Consider the following 17,957-nt stretch of genomic DNA (forward strand, 5'->3'; position numbering starts at 1 on the left):
GTTCTCAACAACAGAATACTTTCATCTTTCCTTCATCCATATTCTTATTCCGGATTTTAATTGTATATGAACCATGTTTTCGAAAGTGCCAAGTACCTTTCCTTGTCCCACAAAGTTGGAGGAGGGGAGTAAGCCACGATCAAAAAACGCATACAAAGCATCTGTTGATTCAAGTGCTATTTCCTTGGTTTGTGGATTTGAGATTTCTAGTATAGACTGATGTGCAAAACCAATTGATTGATCCGGGAATTGTATCCTAAACCACGCCCCACTTTTCGCCAAAATGTCAAAAAAAGTGAACTTGGGGTGTTTTGCTATTACTTTTGATTTCAAATCCGGTGAGGTACGTAAATTCCCGCTATTTACAGCAATTACGCCATACTCTCTAAGAGAAACACTGTCTGAAGCAGCAATTTCTTTGGGCTTCTCTGCAGCTTGGATAAATGGAAAGGGATCAACAGCCCCTCTCCCCCTTCGGTATATTCCAAAATGCAGGTGCGGAGAAGTGGTAATGGCATTTCCGGTATTACCTACCGTACCTAAAGTATCTCCTTTGACCACTGTTTGCCCTGCCCTAACAAGCTGACTATCTAAGTGTGCATAATAATAATTGTACCTTCCTGAATTCACCCAAACAACATTACCCCCCAAGCGGTTTTGGCCGGTTCTCCTTACCACTCCATTGACCACCGCTCGAACAGGTGTGCCTCTTTTTGCAAATACATCCACTCCTTCATGCTTTCTGGCGCCACCACTTCTGGCATCACCCCAAAAACTGGCAATCTGATTGGATTGCATGTCCGGTAAGGGGAAGGCAAGGGATCCTGAGACTTCTATGCTTAAAACAACAGCTCCTCCTCCGAGCAATTCAGGCTGCACCCTTAGCACATGCTCTCCATCTTGTCTGACGGTATATTCAATTTTCTGTTGATCTTTCGAATAGTGAAGATGAGTGAACTCATCCACATCTTTTCTAAACACATCGATAAAATACACCGTTGAGGAATCTGTCAATACATCAGCCCTGATACTTACTTTATTTCCTTCTTTTACCTTGTATCGCAGAAACAGTGCTTCCACCTTCGAAGGGTCAAAGTAAGTCATCTCATTATAAGGTAAATTAAGCGAATTCATATTGGATGCATGTATCAACTTTCCCTTCTTGATCCACCTTTGAGCAATTCCATAATTCTCTAAACCTGATTTATTCAAGGTATTGAGATAATTTTCATAGGGGTTTTGATTTTTAAAAAGCTTCTCTGCCTGACAAGCGCTAAACAAAACAAATATCAACAAATACCATAAGGCCGGTTGAAAAAAGGGCTTTACCGCCTCCTTTCCAAACAGGAATTGCGTATAAAGCCCTTTTATTATTTTTTGATTCCTTAAGCTTATTGAATCAGTGTGAATTTTGAAACTCATGCTTCCCTTCAGCTATTTCTTCTACCATTTTTTGATTGAAAGCTTCAAGATCTTTTGGTGACCTAGAAGTAACAAGTCCCTGATCACAAACACATTCTTTATCGAACCATTCCGCACCGGCGTTGATAATGTCCTGTTTTATTGATGGAAAAGAGGTCATTTTCCTCCCTGCCAGTTCACCTGTTTCAATTAACACTTGGGGGCCATGGCAGATGGAAGCAACCGGCTTGCCCAGAGAGAAGAAATGTTTAATAAAAGCCACTGCATCTTCATTGGTACGTAATTTATCCGGATTTAAAACACCACCAGGAATCAATACAGCATCATAATCTTCAGGATTGGCCTCCTGCAGGTGCTTATCCACCTTGAAATCCTTGCCCCAGTCCGTCTTGTCCCAAGACTTAATCATCCCTTCATTGGGTGAAATCACCTCCACCAATGCTCCTTGTTCCTCCAATGCTGATTTAGGTGAAGTAAATTCCACTTCTTCAAATCCATTCTCTGTAATTAAAGCTATTTTTTTACCTTTTAATTTACTCATTTTTACGATCGGTTTATTTTTAGTCAATTTTTTAGGGATATAATTCAAATTCCATGCTAAACTTTGAATTATTTGTTATTTAAGAAGAAATCCCGGTGAAATCCTTCTCATTACGGTAGTACAAAGGAAGTTGGCGATGCTTGGCCTTTCCTACATTTTATTAAACCCGAATTTGATAAAATGTGGAGCAATGAATTGGATGTAAAGAAAGTAACGTAAAATTAGCCGATGCTTTAGGCATTATAGCAGCCAGCTAAAAAGTGAAATAATTCCCTGATAATAAAATTCAAGTGGCATTATTTAATAGGGTAACTAATGCTTGCCTCAAACTTTCTCAAGGTGGGTTTCAACCGATAAAAAATTGCTAAAAAGCAAAAAGGCAACTGATTTTAAAGCGACTACAGCTCCTATTAGTAGATATGATATATTTCAGATTTATAGTAAAAGCTCTGCACAAAACCCTGATCTATCGAAAATAAATTAGATCAAAAAAAAGCCCTGAAAAACAGGGCTTTAAAAAAATATTTTTAATGTAAGGTTAATATTTTATACGTAGTTGCTCAACATTACCGGCATTACAAGCATCAAGATGTCTTCGTTTTCATTAAGATCAGAAGGTAAAATTAAGCCTGCTCTATTTGGAGCACTAAACTTCAAGGTCACTTCTTTGGCTGAAATGTTGTTTAACATTTCTACTAAAAACTTAGCATTAAAACCAATTTCAATATCCTCTCCTTCATGTTCACAAGAGAGTCTCTCATTTGCTTCATTGGAGAAATCAAGATCTTCTGCTGAAATTTGCAATTCACTTCCTGTCAATTTCAACCTTACCTGATGGGTGGTTTTATTGGCATATATAGCAATTCTTTTTAAGGAACCTAAAAATTCTTGCCTATTAATGACCATGTCATTGTTATTGTCTGCAGGGATTACATTTTCATAATCAGGGAAACGCTCATCAATTAGCCTACAAATCATCTTGATATTATTGAACTTAAAGTAGGCATTGCTACTATTGAATTCAACGGTCACCGGTACATTTTCGGCCGGGAGTGTAGACTTCAAAAGGTTGAGGGCTTTCCTTGGTACAATTATACTGGAAGCTTCTTGAGAAGCAATATCAACCCTTCTATATCGAATCAATCGATGTCCGTCAGTAGCTACAAAGGTAGTATTGGTACTGCTTAAGTTTATAAACACACCGGTCATTGCAGGTCTCAACTCATCATTGCTCGTAGCAAAAATGGTATTGGCAATGGCACTACTCAAAACATCCGTTGACATCTCCACAGTGGAAGCATTGGTTACACTAGGAATTCTAGGGAAATCCGTAGCATTTTCACCTGCCAATTTGTAACGTCCGTTGTCTGAACTGATCTCAACACTATAAGTTTCCTTGTCTATGCTAAAGGTTACAGGTTGTTCGGGAAGATTTTTTAGTGTTTCAATCAGTATTTTGGCAGGAACTGCAATATTACCGTCCTCCTTTGCCTCCACCTCAATTTCCGTAGTCATTGATGTTTGCAAATCGGAAGCCGTAACCGTAAGCTTGCTGTCCAATATTTCGAAAAGGAAGTTCTCTAAAATAGGCACAACGGGATTGGTGGTTACCACCCCATTTATTGCAGAGAGATGCTTCAAAAGTGAAGAAGAAGAAACAATAAATTTCATATGTTTGTTTTTTTTAATTCAGTCACAATAAAAATTATCGCAAATCCAAATTATTGGTCGGTATCTTCAAATTTAGCCTTTTTAGCCAATGCTTCTAAGCTATTGAGACGCAAATTTAAAATTCGATGGATTTAACAGGGTAAAGTTATAAATAAAATTACAAATGCCCTCATATGGTTTTAATTTGATCCGATAAATTAATTTGATTTTTTAAATCAGGTAAAAAAATACCATCATTTAGTATACTTTCTCTGCCTAAGGTATTGTTTGAACCAACCGATAAAAATCACCAACAGCACCGGCAGCACCACATTAATCACCTGCCACATGGATCGTTGTTGTTTAATTTTCACTTTGTTTAGTGGGCGGATTTCAAACTCTTTATTTTTACTGGCAATGATACCCTCAGGGTATACCATATAATTTACCGTGTTTTGTAAAAAGGTTCTGTTGGCAGTCTTATTTTCAGAAAAAGGATTGTTTCCTAAAGGTAGAGGTATTTGATCTTGAGGTTTTACCCAGCTTTTAAAAACATCCGCATCACCGGCAACCAAAATCTTACCTCCATTGCTTTCCGGCAGAAATTTGCTTGCATCAAATTCATCCGGTACAAAACGGTTTTTGAAAAAGGAAGTAAATTTACCTTCCAAAAGGTAAACCAACGGAAGACTTCCACTATTGAATGATTTAATATCAGGTTCTTTTGACATGTCTTTAAAGGCCACCCTAACAGGGGCGCTTTCTCTTCGGCTATAATTGCTGGAAAAAATTAAAGGTTTCTTTTTCACCTGATCAGCCTTTACGGTATCAATGCTACTTACAAAGCGAAACTGCACCAAATCTAAGCCTTTGGTGATCGGATGGTTTGCCATTTTCCCCGCTTGCACATAAAATGGCCAAGGCAAAGGAACAATTTGCGGTTGATTACCAAACTCACCTGAAACGACCGGGTAATAGCCAAAATTCAAATCCTTAATCAAATCCTTATTGATCCGTACCCCGTAACGAAAAAGCAGGTCATCGATCCCGGAATCAAAAGGCATGGCCACAGTGCCATTCCCTCCTGCTTCTTCAAGATTCATTGTCATTTGATCCATCATGAACAGGATATTGCCCCCATACATGAGAAATTGATCCAACAAATATTTTTCCCTTTCTCCATAGGCTGATTTGGGACCGGCAACAATCAAGACCTCAAATGTCAAAAGATCCGCCACGCTTTTGGCTTGCTCAAAAGGGACTTTATACACTTCGAAATCCTCATTGAGCGCCTCCACCATACCATACCCTTCATCCTCGACCATTTCTCCTTGCCCTATTATTATTCCAATGGCACGCTTATTTACGGTATACAACCTTTTAATGGCCTGTCCAATTTCAAACTCCAAATTTTCAATGGACAAGTTCAAGGTTTCCTCAGGCCCCATACCCAGTTCTCCCTTCAACAGCAAAACCCCGGCTTCTTTGGAAGGAGACCTCAAAACTATCCCCGGAAATATCAGTTGTGTAGCTTGTGTACCGTTCCTGCTGGAATGGAGATTGGTAGGGTTGATGCCATAATCTGCCAATTTGATTATATACTGTTCACTGCTATCCCCTGCAACAGCTAAAGGATCTACATAATTAATACTAATTTCCTCTCGGCTATAGGATCGAAAAGTTTTCAGGGTTTGTTCAATATTTCTTTGAAATCGCTTCATTCCCGGAGGCAGGTCTCCCATCAGCAAAATATCTACCTCCAAAGGACCGTCCATGTCTTCGAGTATATCCAAGGTGGCCTGCCCGATGCTGTATTTCCCCTCTTCGGTCATATCGAGTCTAAAAGACCACCATTTGTCCAAATTGAGCACTAAAAACCAAATCAATGATATGGCCAGGATTCCGTAAAGTAGAGCGCTGTATTTTCTATTCATCTTTATTGATCATAACCCAGGAACATACCAAAAAGGTAAGTATCATTCCAATGAAATAATAAATGTTTTCTGAAACTATTACCCCTCTTCCCATTTGTTCATAATGAAAGTCTGCCCCCAGTCCTTGCAACCATAATGCTTGATCTCCTGAGCTCAAGGTGGCCAATGCTCCAACCCCTCCATACAAGAGAAAAGACAAGAAAACGGCAAGCACAAAAGAAACAATTTGATTGGAAGTAATAGAGGAACTGAATAAACCCACAGCAGCAAATAAGGCACCTACCAAAAACAAACCTATATAAGCACCGAAGAATCCGGCACTGTCTATATTGCCTATGGTATCTCCCAACTGCACAATACTGAAATAGTAAACCAAGGTAGGAATTAGAGAAAAAAACAAAAGCACCAAGGCTGCCAAGTATTTGGCCAATACTATCTGGTAATTCTTTAAAGGCGAAGTCTTTAATAACTCCCAAGTTCCGGATTTTTTTTCCTCAGCTACCATCCTCATCGTAATGGCCGGCAGAAGAAAAATAAAAACGAAAGGAGTATAACTAAACAAAGGTTCCAGATCTGCATAACCATAGTCTAAAACACTGGTTCCGGGAAACACCCATACTATCAACCCCAATGAAACCAAGAAAACAGCGGTAATTAGATAGGCAGATAAATTACTAAAAAAAGCATTGACCTCTTTTATAAACAGACTTAGCATACTACTAATTTTGAGTTAAGCTTTGAAAAACTGATTCCAGATTCTTCTCTTCCTGTCGAATGCTTACCAGATTAAGTCCCCTGCTTTGAACCAATTCAATAATCTCAGCTCTTAATTTTTTAGGATCCTTGCAAGTAAAAGCCATTTGTCCGGGCTGTTTTATTTCTACACTACTGTAAGAAAGTCCATCGATCCATTCGGTTTCTAAGCTTTCTTCGGTTTCCAACAAAACGATAGATTTCCCTGCTTTGGCTTTAAGGTTTTGTAGGGCATCTTGGGCTACCACTTTCCCCTTTTTTATAATCACCACTTTGTCGCACAATATCTCCACTTCCTGCATGATATGCGTACTTAACACCAGGGTTTTATCTTGGCTTATGGCTTTAATAAGTTGCCTTATTTCAACCAATTGGTTGGGATCCAAGCCGGTAGTAGGTTCATCTAAGATGATAATTTCAGGATCATGCACAAGGCTTTTCGCCAATCCAACCCTTTGCCTATAACCTTTGGATAAATTACCTATTCTTTTGCGCCTTTCATCTGTTAACCCACATTGGTCCATCACCATTTCCACCCTTTCCAGGCGATGTTTTTTTTTCATTTGGTAAAGTCCTCCTATAAATGATAAAAATTCAGGAATATACATTTCATCATACAAGGGATTGTGTTCAGGTAAGTAACCAATCAATTTACTTACTGCTATGGGGTGCTTCTTAACAGAAATCCCATTGACCAAGGCTTCTCCCGCATCGGCCTGTAAATAGCCGGTAATAATTTTCATGGTGGTGGATTTGCCGGCTCCATTGGGTCCCAAAAACCCTAAAACCTGACCGGGGCTTGCTTGAAAGCTGATATCATTGAGCACTTTTTGCTCCCCAAAACTTTTTGAAAGATGATTAATTTCTATGGACATGGTTCAAATGAAAATCAATCCGGAAGTAGAGGCCTTCACTACTGTTCTAGGCTATAATTCTATAATAGGGTAATACATCTTCATATACCCAGCCTTTAGCATCCACTTATCTCCAATAATTATTTACCGAACAACGGGTAATTAAATTTGATTCAGCAATAAAAATGCTTGTAAAAAAGCAGACACCGTTATAAAGATAACGGTGTCTGACTAAAATTCATATATAAGAAGCACAGAAATGAAAGTTTAATTAAAAAACCTAAGTTTCTTTCAAGTCCTGCTTTTAAAGCAACTTGTTGTGTTGACTTTAACCCAATTTTATGGTTCTAAAGCTTTTACACCCGGTAACACTTTTCCTTCCATCAACTCTAACAATGCGCCTCCACCGGTAGATACAAAGGAAACTTTTTCTCCAAAGCCAAACTTATTCACAGCTGCAGCTGAATCTCCACCACCAATTAGGGTAAAAGAACCATTTTCTGTGGCTGCCACAACTGCTTCTGCGACTGCTTTGGTGCCTTTTTCAAAGCTACTCATTTCAAATACGCCCATAGGACCATTCCAAAGAATTGTTTTTGAGTCTTTTAGAACATTTGCAAATTTCACTCTTGTTTCCGGACCAATATCCAATCCCATCCAACCATCAGGAATTTGCCCTTTTTTGGCTGTACTTTGTTCTGCATCATTTGCAAAGTCTGTGCTGGTAACCGCATCATCAGGGAGAATAAGGTTTACATTCTTTTGCTTGGCCTTTTCTACAAGCTCAAGAGCAAGAGGCATCTTATCTGCTTCAAGCAATGAATCGCCTATGGTTCCACCTTGAGCTTTGGCAAAGGTATAAGACATTCCCCCACCAATAATCAAGTTATCGACCTTGTCTAATAATTTATCTATAAGCAAGATTTTATCGGAAATTTTTGCTCCTCCCATAATGGCTGTAAATGGTCTTTCTGGAGAACCCAAAACCTTATCTGCATTTTCAAGTTCTGCCTGCATCAAATAGCCGGCCACTTTGTCGTTGAAAAACTCAGCAACGATAGCAGTAGAGGCATGTGCTCTGTGTGCCGTACCAAAGGCATCATTTACGTAAATATCTCCGTGCTGTGCTAATTTTCTCGCAAACTCCTTGTCCCCTTTTGTCTCCTCTTTGTGAAACCTTAAGTTTTCCAATAGTAGAACTTCACCAGGCTTAAGACTTGTAGACAACTGAGTTGCTTCTGTGCCAATACAGTCTTTAGCAAATTTTACCGATACTTCCAGTTCTTTGTTCAGCTCAGTGATAATATGCCTAAGGGAAAACTTATCCTCAGGACCTGATTTAGGCCTTCCAAGGTGAGACATAAGCACAACAGATCCTCCATCATTAAGGATTTTTTTGATGGTTGGGACTGCAGATACGATTCTCGTATTGTCTGTAATGGTATGCTGATCATCCAAAGGAACATTAAAATCCACCCTTACAAGTGCTTTTTTTCCACTGAAATCAACGTTATCTACTGTTTTAATTCGATTGTTCATGCTTTGTAGGTTTAAAATATACGTCAAAAATAAACATTTTATTTGGCAGCAGCCCTTCTTAACCGATCATTTATCGCTTTACCCAGATGTATTTCCGGTAATTCCTCAGCTAAAATTATTGTAGCGGGGGTTTCATCTAAGGAACGCATGGCGGAAAACAAGTTCCTTGCGGCTTCGTCATAATCACCTGACTCACTTAACACTACCTGATTGGTTGCTTTTACCTCAGGGAAAAACCTTTTAAAAGAAAGCACCGCTAAATTTTCTTTTTCATGTTGGTATTGCTGCATCAGCTCATCTAAATTCCCCAAAACCATTGGCTTTCTAGGTGCATAGTGGCTTTTTAGCATCCCCGGAGATTGCGGGTTGCTACTTGACTGGGGGAGAATCAATACATTCCCTACCAACTTTTCTATTTCATTTACTGATATTCCTCCAAGCCGGTAAATAATCACCTGACCTTGCTCCATGCCAACAATGGTGCTTTCCAAACCAACATCACAAGTACCTCCATCTAGAATATAGGACAACTTGTCTCCAAGGTGGTTGGCCACATGGCCGGCACTTGTAGGGCTGATATAGCCAAAGGGATTGGCACTGGGAGCAGCCAATGGAAAATCCACCAACTCCAATAAACTACGCGTTATTGGATGATTGGGCACCCTTACGCCCACCTTAGCCAAACCACTAGTGACCAAGTCAGGAATAATGGATTTTTTTGGCAGTAACAGAGTAAGAGGTCCGGGCCAAAAAGCTTCTGCCAAGGCCTTTAACTCATGAGGGATCGATTCAACATAGGCATGCACCTGATCAATGCCCGGCAAATGGACAATTAATGGATCAAATTTTGGCCTATTTTTCGCTTTGAAGATCTGCAATACCGCATTCTCATCCAAGGCATTTCCAGCCAATCCATAAACCGTCTCCGTGGGAATAGCAACCAATTGCCCTTCAGACAATAATGCTGCCGATTTCTCAATGTCTTTACCAATCTCAGCCATTATTCCGCACAAAATTCGTCAATCCAATCTTTTGCTTGCGTGTATCCCAAGGACAAGGCAGTTTGAAGATATTCACAGCCTTTATCTTTGTTACCCAGGGCACTCATTTCCGTTACACCCAAAAGGTAAAAAGCAGCGCCATTTCGCTTATCTATTCTGATCAACTCTTCTAAAGTGGCAATAGCAGTTAAGGGATCATTATTCCCCAGGTGGGCTTTTGCTTTGTTGAATAATACCTGTGGTTGTTCAGGGTTTGCATGCAGCGCCTTGTCAAAATCAATCAAGGCATCTTCATACATTTCAAGACCCAACAGAGCAAGGCCACGGTTATAATAAATATCTACCTGATTAAAGTCAAGGCCGTTTGCTCGATTATAATCAACCAAAGCCTTTTTATATTCCTCCTTTTCCATGTAAACATTCCCCCTATTAAAAAAAGGTTTATAGTTGTTTTCATCCAATTCAATGGACCGGGAAAAAGAATCAATGGCATCATCCCATTTACCGGTTTGGAAAAATATCACCCCTCTGGCATTCCACGCCGGAGCATGGCTAGTGTCATTTTCCACCAGTCTGTTTAAATGCCCAATTGCTGTGTCAAAATCCTGTTCATCCAAAGCCACTATTCCGGCTTCAAACAGCTCCTCTGAAGAAGGCTGGCAGGAAATCAGGAAAAAGAGAACAATGAAGCTACTCCATATATTTTTATGCATTTCATTAATTTTTTGCAAAGATAAGAATACTTGGTGCACAATCCACTTAAGGTTTGAACAAAAAACAAGTACAAAGAAAAGTCTTACAATAGAATCTCAGATTTACTTGTTTTCTCCAACATCCGCAATACTGAATCATTGAAACCAACCAGTTCTGCCGTCAGGTCAAAGCCTACCCATGCAAGGTCCTTGCTCTCCGGGCTTATGATAAGCGGCTCATCCATTTCTGCTTCTATTAAAAACCTTACATCATAATGAAAATGTCTTTCTTCCTTATCATTTGCCGGAATCACATGCCGATCCAAATCAAAAATAGATTTGTCCACCAATCGAATGGATTGCAAACCACTTTCTTCTTGAGCTTCCTTTAAAGCCACTTCCAAAAGGTTTTCATTACCATCTGCATGCCCACCCAATTGGAGCCAACGCTGAAGTTTTCTGTGGAGCGTAAGTAGCGCATGTGTACGTCTTTTATTAACAATCCATGCAGAGGCTGTGAAATGCCCGGCTTTTCTTTCTCTTTTGAAGGCATCAGGATCATTTAAAAGTTCCAAAAACCCGGGTACCATGGCTTTTTCCTCTTCAAAAGGTGTCCTGTAATTTTCAATCAAGCACTTTAGATTTTCTCTGTCCATATACTAATCTGCTTTGAATAATTTATCCATAAACTGGTCAAAAGGTTTGGCATCATGGTATTGCCTGTCGGAATACAATGTTACCAGAACTTTCAGATAGTCGGGCTTATTGTCTAAATATATCTTTTCTAAGCTTACATTTCCAAATAGCTGATCAATTTTTCCTGAAATGGCCTCCCCGGAAGTCAAAGGCTTAAAGTACAATTTTTCAGTCGTTCTTACTTGATCATTTACATCATCAATTTTACGGTCCATACTTACTTTCCTGTACCCCAGATCCAACATCCTTTGCCCTAAACCAAAAAACAATTTAGAAAAGCTCTCCAATGTAAATGGATCACTGTATATCACAGCAAACCCATTGGCATAGGAAGATTGAAACAGGTGAACTTCCGGCTGTTTATTAACTCCGGCCCGGTTCAAATGGTAATTATCATAGACCATTTTCAAGGTACCTGCCCCTTCTTCCCCTTCCAACCATAAGGACACCTCCTGCTCTTCCTGTTGAGAGCGGGTAAAATTCTCCCTTATGACTGCCCGGTTGCTTTTTCCGGAAAACAGATTTCCTAATAATGAATCTATAAACTTCATTTCAATTTGATTTTACCATTTTTTTCTGTGAAAATCAATCCTTCGTCCTCCAATTCTCTAATCAAACCCACAGAAAAATCATCTACGGTTTCACCGATCTCAGTAAACAACTCCTCTATTGAAAACGCCACTCCGGATGTTAAAGTTTTAAGTATTTGATCTATCAATTTTTTCTTTAAAAGTGCCTTATTATTATCTTTTTTATTTTGTATACAATTGTCGCAAATACCGCAGGTAAAGTCACTTTTCTCTCCAAAATAATTTACAATTTGCCCCGTACGACAAATTTTATTATTTTTTACATATTCTATGATTTCTGCCGCTTTACTAACCGCCTCCTCTCTTCTTTCACTTATTCTCTTTCTGTTCAAAGGTAGCGCTCCTGCATCCAGCCTTGGGGTGACAAAAGTAATTTGCGGCTGATCTTTTCTTCCTGAATAATCTACCAATCCAAGCTCATCCATTCTCTTCAACATTTGCAATACCTCTTTCTCCGAGACTTTCAGCAGTTGTGCAATTTTACTTTCACTTATATGAATATAGTTTACAAAGAGTTCTCCACCATACAGTCGCAACAATAATTTAATCAATGGGTCCAATTTGGCATAGGCTATCTGGGCTTCATACACTTTACTTTGAGAAACCAGAAAATGCAAGGAAGAAGGAAGAAATACACTCTCTGAAAAAAGTAGCAAGGCTTCTTCTTGTAAAACTTTTATGGAATTGTAGGTGAGTGAAATATCTAAATTATACGAGCTGGTAAAGTCAAGAAAATCAAAATCAAAGCTTACCATGTTGGCACTTCCTACGGCCAGACGATAATAGTTGGCCAAACACTGATAAACTTTTTTTAACATCTCCTCGGGAGGGTAAGCTATTTCTGCCATTTCCTTCAAGGCGATACAGTCTTTTTCTCGAACCAAAAGTACCGCATAAGCCCTGATGCCATCACGACCTGCTCTTCCGGCTTCCTGGTAATAGTTTTCAAGGTTTTCCGGAAGATCCAGGTGTATCACCAACCGTACATCCGCCTTGTCAATCCCCATCCCAAAGGCATTGGTAGCTACCATCACCCGTATATCTCCCCTAATCCAACTTCCCTGCCTATCATTTCTGGTATTTTGATCTAAACCTGCGTGGTAAAAAGTGGCCGAAATCCCTAATTGACTGAGCTGTTGTGCGGCAGCCTTGGTACCTTTCCTACTCCTAACATAGACAATGGCACTACCGGGTACTTTTTGAAGTATTTCTACAGCCTTTTCCAGCTTATTCTCCACCCAGCGAACAGCATAAGATAAATTCTCTCTTCTAAAGGATTTTACAAAAACAGAAGGTGCTTTCAGTTCTAATTTCTCTTTAATATCAGCCCTAACTTTAAGGGTTGCAGATGCGGTAAGGGCCACCATGGGAACCTCGGGGAAATACGCTCTTACTTTGACTATCTCCAGATAAGAAGGTCTAAAATCATAGCCCCATTGGGAAATACAATGGGCTTCATCCACTGCAATAAGGTTAATATTCATTTTTTTGAAGCGCTCTATGAATAGCTCGGTTTTGAGCCTTTCCGGAGAAACATATAAAAATTTATAATCACCATAAACGCAATTGTCCAGGAGGGTATCAATCTCTCTTTTTCTTAGCCCGGAATGAATAGCCATGGCTTTCACACCCCTACTTTTCAATTGATCTACCTGATCTTTCATTAAGGCAATTAGGGGACTAATCACCAAACAAAGTCCCTCTTTCATCAGGGCAGGCACCTGAAAACAAATGGATTTCCCTCCACCTGTCGGCAATAACACCAAAGAATCCTTCCCCTCAGAAATAGCCTTAACTATCTCTCCCTGAAGGGGGCGGAAATCTTGGTACCCAAAGAATTTCTTTAGGATTGCCAGCGCTGAAGTATCTTGTTTATCCATAGAGTGGCAATTGAGCTGCTAATCGCATACAATTTTTATCCAAATTACGTTTCATTGGCCCCATTCACAAGGTCTGCTCCTAATTGTTGAAACTTATTTTAATCGCTCCTTTAGAAATAGGATTTTGAGGGCTAGCTTCTTGGTGAGGCCACCATTTTCCATTCTCCCAAAAATACATAGTCAAGCCATGAGATGTTGTTGGCAATAAAGTATTGGCATCCAAAAGCAATTCTTTATTCATCGGGAGAGAAATACCACACAGTCCCTCCTTGACCCAAAAAGCAAGAGGCTTTGCAGCGCCCCCCATTACTTTGACCCTGTGGGGTCGAACATTATAATTTAGTTCGTCAGGATCTACCTCCCATTCTATTGTATAAAGCTGACCTTGGTGGCTGTAATCCATTACCACACCTTTATTAAGCTTGTAGATGACCATATATTCTTCTGAAGTCCTATCTAAACTTAAAATTATCCGATAAAACCCCAATACGAAAACCAAGGCGAATATCGCCACAAGCCGGTGCTTTCTCCTGTCCAAAATCCAGTGATAAAGGCAAAAAAGAAAGGCCCAGTACAAAATCATTTCAGGCAAATGCATAAACAAGTCATCCATGCGAGCAAAAGGAAGTTTCTGCAAACCGAATATACCCAGATTCAGAAATTGAATGGCATAATCCAAAAGCCAACCAAGGACGTTGGCCAAACCGGGAAAGGCTGCAAACAATAAGAATGGAACACCAATGGACATGATGACAAATGCTGCCGGAATAGCTAGCAGATTGGTAAAAATAAAATAGGTAGGGAATACATGGAAATAATGAACCGCAAGAGGGAAAGTGGTCAATTGCGCCGCCAGCCCAACACTGGTGATGTCCCAAAGGTATCTAAGCCCCTTGCTTTTGGGATACCACATTTTTCTAATAAGCGGTTGAAACAATAAGATTCCCAATAAAGCTACATAACTTAACTGAAAACCTACAGCATAAATCAAAAAAGGGTCATAAACCAAGAGCAACAAAGCTGAAAGGGCCAAAGGGTTAAAAATAGAAGGGTTTCTGGAATTCATTTGTGCCAGACAAATAAAAGTAAACATGGTGGCCGACCTAAGTACTGAAGGAGAAAGGCCGGTTAAAATGGCATAAAACCAGATCACCCCGACAATCACAATTAGGTAGCCTGCCCTTTTAAATCCTTCCATTTTTGTGGGCCTAAACAGTAAGAAAAAAAAGCCATACACAATACCTACATGCAAACCTGATACGGCCAAAATATGCATGGCTCCCGCGGTAGCATAAGCTTCGCTCAGCCCCTTATCCAAATCTTGTTTTTGCCCTAATAATAAAGCTGAAGCGATTTGTTTCGCCTGAGAATCCTTGATATGGAACTCGATCTTCTCCTTTAAGTATTGTCGCCAAGCAACGATTACGGAAGACCAAGAGGCTTTTTCCGGCCTAGATACCAGCTTGAATTTCTTCCCTATAAAATGACTGAAATAAATCCCTTTTCTGGCCATGTATTCCGAATAATCAAACATGGACGGGTTGGCAGGAGGAGCAATTAAACGAGGGGCACCTTCTATATAAATCACATCTCCCGGCGCTAAAGTCATGGTACTTTGGTGATAAATTTGAACTTCTCCTTGAGCCGGTAACCATTCATCGCTGGTTTCAACAGCTTGTACCGACAGTCTATTCCCGCGACTATTCGGTTTGATTTGATCTACCTCCTCCACCTTTGCGAGATAACTTTTAATTTCAGAAAAGTGAATCAGGTGATCAGGAATTAAATTCACATCTCTTAATGATGCCACATACATTCCGGAAAAAAGCAAACCGAGGTAGGCCAATGAGGGGAGTAGCACCTTAAAATAAGTCCTTTTCTTTGGACTGTAGGAAAATGTCAACCCTATATAACCCATTAAACAAGAAAGCAGAATAGCCAAAATTGCTTCACCAAAAAATTGCTTTGTTATTGGGTACAATAAAACTCCAACAACAAAGAAAATGGTATAGCGAATAAAGGGAAATTCATTGAATTTCATTTTTGGACGGCAAAACACCTAAAACCCTAACGCTTACAAATCTTCTGATGTATTCTCCAGAAGCTCCTGACTGCTTAACTGAAAATTAAGCGGCCAACTTGATGGACAGTTGTCCATGAATCTTTAGATCGAGAGAGACATATCTCTTTTGTGTAAACTTGTCCAAAGACTTTCGAAATAGAATTTAGTTAACTTTTAGGATAAAATCAACTATCGGAAAAACATCCTGCTTATAGCAACTAATATGAAAATATTAAAAAAGAAAAAGCCCATCAAATCAAGCATAAACAGCCGGATTTGATGAGCTTCTAATTAAGAAGGTATTGAAAGTATTTTTAGAACCTAAAACCAATGGTAAAGCCACCATTGAATTCTACCGGCTCAAAGCGATCGCTTACCTCGTCGTTAAATCCTCTGGCTAAACTTATGTATGGACCCAGCGCAAACTTATCATTGTGTACCCATTTATACCCGGCACCAAATCCAATAATAAAACTATTCATGGAAGTTTCTACAGTTCCAACGTCCTCCAAGCCTTCCGTAAAGGACCCTCCCCTGTACTTCAAAAATGGAAACACATAAATTCCTGATGGGTTTGATTCTGTTACAAAGTAATAATTGTAAGACAAGGTGGCACTCGTGGCCTGAAAATCTTTCCCCTCCCCTTGATCAGACACATATGCAAAGCGGTCCATAAATGTCATTCCCAAACCAATAGATTGGTTTTGGTCAAGAAAATGCTCGTAACCAAGTTCCAAGGAGCCATTAATGATTGTATTGAAAATATTTAATTTCAACTCATTCTGAGGAAGACCGGGATTTTCTAGAGATTGTGCCTTCGCCTCAATACCTCCAAAAAACACTACCAACAACAATGCACCTATAAAATTTTTCATAAAAAAAACCTGTTAACTATAATTTAAATACTCTGTTTATTCTCCTATTGGTTTATAATACATAAGGTAATGCGCAATATCACATTCCATAAAGCGCTCCCCTACTTTTTCAAACCCGTGCTTTTCATACAAGCCCAAGGCTGTCACTTGGGCATGCAAATATATTGTTTTATTCTTATTTGAGGGATTTTTCAACACATCTTCCAAGACTGCTCTCACCAACATTCCACCTACACCAAGCCCTCTGTAAGCTTTTAATACAGCAAATCTTTCAAGTTTGATGCCAGTTTTGGTAAACCTCCACCGCGCAGTCCCGACGCCTATGTCTCCTTCCACAACAAGAAAATGGGTGGACAAGTTTTCGTAGGAATCATATTCCTCTTCCGGAGCCACATTTTGTTCTTTTACAAAAACCTGTTCACGAATATAAAAAGCCTTTTCCAGTGAACTTTCCTCTGTGATTTTCTTTACTGCTAAGGTCATTTGGAAGGTTTCGTTTCCACTTCATTTTTCTCGTAAGCTTCAATAATGGATTTTACGAGTTTATGTCGTACCACATCGCTTCCTGAAAGGTTGACCACTCCTATTCCTTTTACTCCTTTTAGAATTCGAAGGGATTCTCGTAAACCTGATTTTTGCCGGGTAGGAAGGTCTACCTGGGATTGATCCCCTGTGATAATCACTTTGGAATTAGGCCCCATTCTAGTGAGGAACATTTTGATTTGTTCTGAGGTGGTGTTTTGTGCTTCATCCAGTAAAACGAAGGCATCATGCAAGGTCCGCCCCCTCATATAGGCAAGAGGAGCGATTTCAATCACCCTATTTTCCTGATAAAACCTTAGCTTTTCGGTAGGCACCATATCACTCAAAGCATCATAAATGGGCCTTAGATAAGGGTCTAATTTCTCCTGAAGATCTCCGGGAAGGAAACCAAGGTTTTCACCCGCTTCCACTGCAGGTCTGGTAATGATAATCCTTTTTACCTCCCTATTTTTCAAAGCCCTTACTGCTAAAGCCACGGCTATATAGGTTTTACCGGTACCGGCAGGACCTAAAGCAAAAACAAGGTCATTTTTGTAAGAAGCATCGACAAGTTTTTTCTGGTTAGGGGATTTGGGACGAACGATAACCCCTTTGTTTCCATAGAGAATAACTGCATTGATGTTTTCAGATTTTTTTTGAGGGGCACCTTCCAAATCAATGTATTCCTTCACATTCTCTGGAGTAACCAAGCCATAGCGGTTAAAATGCTCCAAAAGCATGTTTAAAATATCATTGATTTTAAGAATTTCCGGCGCTTGCCCTTTGATTCTGATTTCATTGCCCCTAGAAACAATTTTACTCTGGGGAAAAGCGGCAGAAATCTGCCTGATATTTTCGTTTTCCGAGCCCAGGAAATCCAGGAGGGAAACGTTTTCCAATGTAATGACTTTTTCTACCAATATGTTTTCTTCTGTTTACCTAATTC

Annotated in this window: 16 protein-coding genes; all 16 read right to left on the reverse strand. The window is 39.7% G+C overall.

What is annotated here, in order from left to right:
• Positions 1-21: 21 nt before the first annotated feature.
• On the reverse strand, positions 22-1,422 hold the full coding sequence (locus ACYVHJ_RS04385; RefSeq protein ID WP_460512875.1) for a peptidoglycan DD-metalloendopeptidase family protein: 1,401 nt from the start codon (positions 1,420-1,422) through the stop codon (positions 22-24).
• Positions 1,400-1,963 carry a type 1 glutamine amidotransferase domain-containing protein gene (locus ACYVHJ_RS04390; RefSeq protein WP_339905300.1) on the reverse strand — a complete coding sequence of 188 codons (564 nt, stop codon included), beginning with the start codon at positions 1,961-1,963 and terminating at the stop codon, positions 1,400-1,402. The genes ACYVHJ_RS04385 and ACYVHJ_RS04390 overlap by 23 nt, the downstream gene beginning before the upstream one ends.
• Before the next feature lie 546 nt (positions 1,964-2,509).
• A complete protein-coding gene (gene dnaN / locus ACYVHJ_RS04395) occupies positions 2,510-3,634 on the reverse strand; it encodes a DNA polymerase III subunit beta (RefSeq protein ID WP_303611641.1) in 1,125 nt (374 codons plus the stop codon).
• 233 nt (positions 3,635-3,867) lie between these two features.
• The gene (gldG, locus tag ACYVHJ_RS04400; protein WP_460512878.1) at positions 3,868-5,547 is read right to left on the reverse strand and encodes a motility-associated ABC transporter substrate-binding family protein; all 1,680 of its coding nucleotides are present in this window, start codon (positions 5,545-5,547) and stop codon (positions 3,868-3,870) included.
• On the reverse strand, positions 5,540-6,262 hold the full coding sequence (gldF, locus tag ACYVHJ_RS04405; protein ID WP_460512880.1) for an ABC-2 transporter permease: 723 nt from the start codon (positions 6,260-6,262) through the stop codon (positions 5,540-5,542). Before gldF ends, gldG begins: the two co-directional genes overlap by 8 nt.
• A 4-nt stretch (positions 6,263-6,266) precedes the next feature.
• A complete protein-coding gene (gldA, locus tag ACYVHJ_RS04410; RefSeq protein WP_460512882.1) occupies positions 6,267-7,175 on the reverse strand; it encodes a gliding motility-associated ABC transporter ATP-binding protein in 909 nt (302 codons plus the stop codon).
• 318 nt (positions 7,176-7,493) lie between these two features.
• Complete coding sequence (locus tag ACYVHJ_RS04415) at positions 7,494-8,693, reverse strand: phosphoglycerate kinase (RefSeq protein WP_339902245.1); 1,200 nt, start codon at positions 8,691-8,693, stop codon at positions 7,494-7,496.
• Positions 8,694-8,731: 38 nt separating this feature from the next.
• A complete protein-coding gene (locus ACYVHJ_RS04420; protein ID WP_460512885.1) occupies positions 8,732-9,694 on the reverse strand; it encodes an L-threonylcarbamoyladenylate synthase in 963 nt (320 codons plus the stop codon).
• Entirely contained in the window at positions 9,694-10,407 is a 714-nt protein-coding gene (locus tag ACYVHJ_RS04425) for a tetratricopeptide repeat protein (RefSeq protein WP_339902247.1), read from the reverse strand. The genes ACYVHJ_RS04420 and ACYVHJ_RS04425 overlap by 1 nt, the downstream gene beginning before the upstream one ends.
• Before the next feature lie 83 nt (positions 10,408-10,490).
• The gene (locus tag ACYVHJ_RS04430) at positions 10,491-11,042 is read right to left on the reverse strand and encodes an NUDIX hydrolase (RefSeq protein WP_303611635.1); all 552 of its coding nucleotides are present in this window, start codon (positions 11,040-11,042) and stop codon (positions 10,491-10,493) included.
• Positions 11,043-11,045: 3 nt separating this feature from the next.
• Positions 11,046-11,633, reverse strand: coding sequence for a hypothetical protein (locus ACYVHJ_RS04435; protein ID WP_339902248.1), 588 nt, complete (start codon positions 11,631-11,633; stop codon positions 11,046-11,048).
• Positions 11,630-13,552: a RecQ family ATP-dependent DNA helicase gene (locus ACYVHJ_RS04440; RefSeq protein WP_460512888.1), complete on the reverse strand. Its 1,923-nt coding sequence runs from the start codon at positions 13,550-13,552 to the stop codon at positions 11,630-11,632. The genes ACYVHJ_RS04435 and ACYVHJ_RS04440 overlap by 4 nt, the downstream gene beginning before the upstream one ends.
• A gap of 79 nt (positions 13,553-13,631) precedes the next feature.
• On the reverse strand, positions 13,632-15,593 hold the full coding sequence (locus tag ACYVHJ_RS04445; RefSeq protein ID WP_460512890.1) for a ComEC/Rec2 family competence protein: 1,962 nt from the start codon (positions 15,591-15,593) through the stop codon (positions 13,632-13,634).
• Between the two features lie 335 nt (positions 15,594-15,928).
• Positions 15,929-16,489 carry a DUF3575 domain-containing protein gene (locus ACYVHJ_RS04450; RefSeq protein WP_460512892.1) on the reverse strand — a complete coding sequence of 187 codons (561 nt, stop codon included), beginning with the start codon at positions 16,487-16,489 and terminating at the stop codon, positions 15,929-15,931.
• 36 nt (positions 16,490-16,525) lie between these two features.
• Entirely contained in the window at positions 16,526-16,972 is a 447-nt protein-coding gene (locus tag ACYVHJ_RS04455; RefSeq protein WP_460512894.1) for a GNAT family N-acetyltransferase, read from the reverse strand.
• Positions 16,969-17,931 (reverse strand): PhoH family protein, encoded by a 963-nt coding sequence (locus ACYVHJ_RS04460; protein ID WP_339902253.1) that lies wholly within the window; start codon positions 17,929-17,931, stop codon positions 16,969-16,971. Before ACYVHJ_RS04460 ends, ACYVHJ_RS04455 begins: the two co-directional genes overlap by 4 nt.
• Positions 17,932-17,957 lie beyond the last annotated feature (26 nt).

The organism is Cyclobacterium sediminis, from assembly GCF_054781075.1.